4 protein-coding genes and 1 pseudogene are annotated in these 4,660 nt (G+C 37.7%); 3 read left to right on the forward strand and 2 right to left on the reverse strand.

Features of this window, described 5'->3' with window-relative positions; translation table 11 throughout:
• Window positions 1-88 precede the first annotated feature (88 nt).
• Window positions 89-418: a PEP-CTERM sorting domain-containing protein gene (locus tag HWQ23_RS00065; protein WP_292822748.1), complete on the reverse strand. Its 330-nt coding sequence runs from the start codon at window positions 416-418 to the stop codon at window positions 89-91.
• A gap of 419 nt (window positions 419-837) precedes the next feature.
• Here HWQ23_RS00065 and HWQ23_RS00070 point away from each other — a divergent pair, with 419 nt between their 5' ends.
• From HWQ23_RS00070 to HWQ23_RS00080, 3 genes are all read left to right on the forward strand, one after another.
• Window positions 838-2,877: an alpha/beta hydrolase gene (locus HWQ23_RS00070; RefSeq protein WP_292822749.1), complete on the forward strand. Its 2,040-nt coding sequence runs from the start codon at window positions 838-840 to the stop codon at window positions 2,875-2,877.
• 443 nt (window positions 2,878-3,320) lie between these two features.
• Complete coding sequence (locus HWQ23_RS00075) at window positions 3,321-3,959, forward strand: glutathione S-transferase family protein (protein ID WP_292822750.1); 639 nt, start codon at window positions 3,321-3,323, stop codon at window positions 3,957-3,959.
• Between the two features lie 113 nt (window positions 3,960-4,072).
• Window positions 4,073-4,444 (forward strand): hypothetical protein, encoded by a 372-nt coding sequence (locus HWQ23_RS00080; protein WP_292822751.1) that lies wholly within the window; start codon window positions 4,073-4,075, stop codon window positions 4,442-4,444.
• A 21-nt stretch (window positions 4,445-4,465) separates the two neighbouring features.
• Here HWQ23_RS00080 and HWQ23_RS00085 read toward each other — a convergent pair.
• Window positions 4,466-4,660: pseudogene (locus HWQ23_RS00085) on the reverse strand (hypothetical protein); the annotation flags it as partial.

The raw sequence follows: 4,660 nt of genomic DNA on the forward strand, positions 1-4,660 counted from the left end.
GTTCATTAACTCAGTACCTTTGAGTCATTTTTTCATGCGTTAGTCTAAACTCCAGGTGAGAGAAAGCTTTGGTAAAGAGTTCAGTAATTCATGCTTCAGATTTCGTCTTCCCAGCTTTTCTAGAGACAGCAATTGCACCAACTCCAAACAATAGACCTAGCAGGGAAGTGGGTTCAGGTACTGATGTAGATGAGGAACTCTGGATAATATTGGCAGCAGAATCTTGATAGATGTATGTTCCTGCCCGTCCCACTTCACCCATCAAGGTAATTTCAGAGCTTGAAGTTTTTTCTAAGGTATATCTTGGAGCATCAAAAGCAATGCCAAAATCAACTACTAAATTCCAATTCGACCTAGAATCAAGCTCAAAATCTACATCTGGGGTTAAGTTACCGCCATTACTAGCTCCTCTCTTCAAATTCAGGTTTAGATTGTTGACAAGAGCTTGTTGCGAATAAAGGCTCTTTTTCTTTTACCATAAATTGCTGCACTCTTTGTAGTACAAGCATTCTAGACCATTTTGTCCCCCCGCAAGGCGATGTTCTTACTCCCCATCTTTAATTCTCTAGCCTCTGAACTCGATTTAATTGATCTGTATTGTGCGTAATATCCCTCTTCTGTCACTCTCCGGGAGGGCGATCGCTAGAAGCCTGATGAGGCAATCAATACAAGCTATACTATTAGAAAAAAATGGGTCTTGTATTTGTTATTAGAAAAGAATCGCGCGATCGCTTGCTATACAAAAGCTCTAGATTTTAGAAAAGGCAAATGTTTTCGGAGAGTGACAGAAGAGGGATATGACAAAACTAAATATTAAGTTATATCTCAAAGCAATAATTGCAATTTGAAATCAAAGCTAATAATAACAAAGGCTTAAAAGCAACCACTCATCATAGAAAGAACGACAAACTGCAAAGTAATACTCCAAGGGAAGTAAAACCTATGCCCACACTACCACATTTAACTTCTGATCAAACATATACTATCGTTTCCATAGAGCCTAAGCAGAATCTCTCTCTTCCAATGCTTGGCTATTATTTAACAAGTACTGCAACTATCAATGTTGAAGATTTATCCGATGTTTCACATACCAGTGGAAATTCAGTAGAACTAGAAAATATTGCAAAATATCTAATCAAAAGTAGTCAACCAGAATTAGTTTTACATATACATGGTTATGCTAATTCAGAAAGTGATGCAAAGATACGTTACAAGCAAACCTATGATGATATCAAAAAATTATTACACCCTACTTCTAAGAACCATGTATTTGTTGGCTATCGTTGGCCTGCTGAAAATCCGAAGTCAGACAATCCCCAACCTGGGACAAGTAAACCAATTACTTTTTTAGATAAAGTTAGATATGCATTACAAGCCCTACCAACTTTACTTCTAGGAACTTTGATTATTTCTTTAGTTTTTACTTTTGTTACTATTTTCTTATTGCTTTGGTCAAATGCAGCATCGAATTTCATATTAACTTCTTTAGTAATTACTTTTATTTCAAGTGTACTGGGAATTTTTATAAGGAAAGTAGCAGATGCAACAGAGCTTTTAGTTATTAAAATTCATGGAGTAATCTTGGTATTTTTGGCTTTACTAATTCCTGCAATTGGAATTTATTCTCCTATTTTCAACAATCTTAATCTTTTTCTTTCAGCCATCATTGTAATTAGCGTATTTCTACTAGCTTTGGTTGTTACATTAATGGCACTTCGCCTCTCAACTTATCTCCGTGATCGCTCTAGGGCGAGTAATTATGGTGTAATGGATTTAGTTAAGTTCTTTCAAGAATTAGAAAAAGCAATATTGAATGAACAGAATTCTCGATATTCACATTTTACCCAATGGAAGCTTGTAAATGAAGAGAAAATAGAGGGAGATAAAATTAGAATAAAAGTATCGTTTATCGCTCATAGTCTAGGCTGTGAAGTAGCAACTCAGACGATTCGTATCCTCTCTGATGTATTTGATCCTAATGCACTTAGTAATCCTTCTTCTAAAATTGGGAATGTATTTAGTTTAGGAAGATTAGTACTTGTGGCAGCAGATATTCCTTTGGAATCAATTTTATCTTCTAGGTCTAATTATCTTCAATCTTCACTGCGCCGTTGCGAAGAAGCCTATGTGTTTTGTAATGAGGCTGATTTAGCATTACGCCTTGCTTCGACAGCAGCTAACTACTTTAGTTTCCCATATCGGACTCGGTTTAGAGGTTATAAGCTGGGTAATGTGACTGTTAATCGCCAAAGTTTAAAACAGAAATTAAATTTAAATAATTATGGTGTTTGTAATTGTATAGATGATGATTATAGTAACCCTAATAACCCTCACGAACATCTTGAGGTTCGAGCATCAGGCATCGAGCGCAAGTCCCTAAATAAACTTATAGAAAAAAATAATTCTTCTCACGAAATTGGCAAAATTAAAACTGAAAAAAAAGAAATTGCTGACTACTTCACTTATTTTGATTGTACTGATTATCAAGAAAAGAGCAATCAGGGAATTCTAAGTTTTTCAAAGAAGCAATCTGCTCTTAACACTATCGACTATATTCGATTAATAATCGCGTACTTTTTTGGTTTTCCTAGAAGGATTAATGTTCATGGTGGATACTTTGACGGCGATTTTTGTCGGCTTCAGATTAATGAACTTGCTTTTTTTGGTTATCAGGGAATATTACTTAGACACTTAGGGAGCAGTAGGAATAAAAGCGATTCAAGTCTGTTTAACAACCTGACTCATTCTCAACAAAATGACCTTTTTAAGCAATTTTCTGAAGATTCTCAAAAAAATTACATTCAAGTTCTTCTTGCTTCTAAACAAGTACCAAATGCAACCTCTGAAAGAAATGCAGTGAATAAGTCCCCTATATAAAAAATCCCTAAGCTATTAATACTTACTGGGCTGTCAGTGCTAGCTCAGGGAAAGTCGAAGAATATATTTGCTGGTTTCCTGTGAATACTGTTTGGTTATAACGTCCCTGATTCAACAAGCAGACTGTCATCTTTGCCTGAATGGCACTAAGAAAAGCTCTAAGCTATGTGTAATAAGGGCTATAGCTTGAAATGCTGGACGAGCAGTAATGGTATAGGCAGGCGATCGCTGATGGAGAGATGATGTAGAGTTGCCCAAAAATTTGTGTAGCTAGAGAAAGCTTACTCGTTCATAAAATACTTTCAGCAAGACGAGCAAGCAAACACAATAAATACTACTGTGACACTAAGAGTACAAATCCTCAAAGATAAATTTCATCAAAGTTTAGGCTTACCTTTCAAAGAGCTATTACCAAAGCCTGTGCATTGGGTAAAATCGTTTTCATGCACGCAGATTATATTCCCTTTCCAGGAGTGAATTTATCAAAAATGCAATTATACGCTCACGAGCTATCAGGAAATTGCTACAAGGTTGTACTCTTGTTATCCCTGCTGGGGCTAGAACATGAAATCATTAGAGTTGATCTTGTAGTGGGGGAACAGAAGTCAGCAGAGTTTTTGAAACTCAACCCTTTTGGGCAAGTTCCAGTTTTGATTGATGGCGATCTAGTTTTGCGTGACTCGCAAGCTATTTTGGTGTACTTGGCTCGTCAGTATGGCGGAGAATCTTGGTTGCCTTCAGAACCGGAAGCAATGGGTAAAGTTTTACAATGGTTGTCTACTGCTGCCAATGAAATTCAGAATAGTCTATCTGCGGCTCGACGGTTTTTTCTATTAGGTACACCTGTCGATTTAGAAGGCGCACAGCAAAAAGCAAGGTATACGCTTGAGGTGATAGATAAGCATCTTCTGAATCGAGACTGGCTAGAGACAAATCACCCAACGATCGCAGATGTTGCCTGCTATCCCTATATCGAACTTGCCAGTGATGCTCAAATTTCTCTTGAGGCATATCCGCAAGTGAGCGCTTGGGTTACTCGCATCAAGCAGCTTCCTCTTTACGTTGCAATGCCTGGATTTTAACAGGATAAAATTAGGTGGTTGACAGTTTCACCTTAACAATAGCAAGCAAACTACCTGCTGCGTTAATTACTTCAATTTGGGTGAGCGCATAGACATCTTTACTAGGAAACAATATGGCAGACCTTAGCGGTAATTGGTTAGGTACTTACTGGCAAGATGACATTCCTAGTCGCTTTGAAGCAACCTTTGTTCAGAGTGGAAATACTTTTAGTGGTTCCATTTTGGATGACAACTATTTAGGAGAAGCACAGGTCAATGGCGAGGTAATTGGGCGCAGTGTCAGTTTTACTAAGCGTTATTTAGTTACCTCACCTGTACCAGTTAGATATACAGGCATAGTTTCAGAAAATGAAGATTATATGCAAGGAGAGTGGAATATAGGTTTGCAGTATTCTGGTTTATGGTCAGCGCGACGCAGTGGAGAAAACCTGATTGTAGATTTACAAACTCGGCTTGAACAGCAGACTTCATTGACGATAACTTAATCATTCGCATAAATTCCTGCCTTATCCCCAGGCTTCCTTATGTGTAATTTCCGATTCTAAGAGACTCAGCACTTTTTCTTCCAACCCTGTCAAATAAGCGCGATTCAGCTTGCCCAACGACTCCAAAAACTTCTGCACCGACTCCTCCAGCGCACTCGAATTGTGACTTGAAGAAGATTTTGGACAGGTTTGGAAGAAGAAGTTGGACAAGTTGCA

This window comes from Nostoc sp. JL33 (assembly GCF_017114985.1).
GTDB lineage: Bacteria > Cyanobacteriota > Cyanobacteriia > Cyanobacteriales > Nostocaceae > Nostoc.

Excerpts from the sequence above, each read along its gene's own strand:
- HWQ23_RS00075 (WP_292822750.1), top strand. The coding sequence starts at position 3,321 with ATGCACGCAGATTATATTCCCTTTCCAGGAGTGAATTTATCAAAAATG.
- HWQ23_RS00080 (WP_292822751.1), top strand. The coding sequence starts at position 4,073 with ATGGCAGACCTTAGCGGTAATTGGTTAGGTACTTACTGGCAAGATGAC.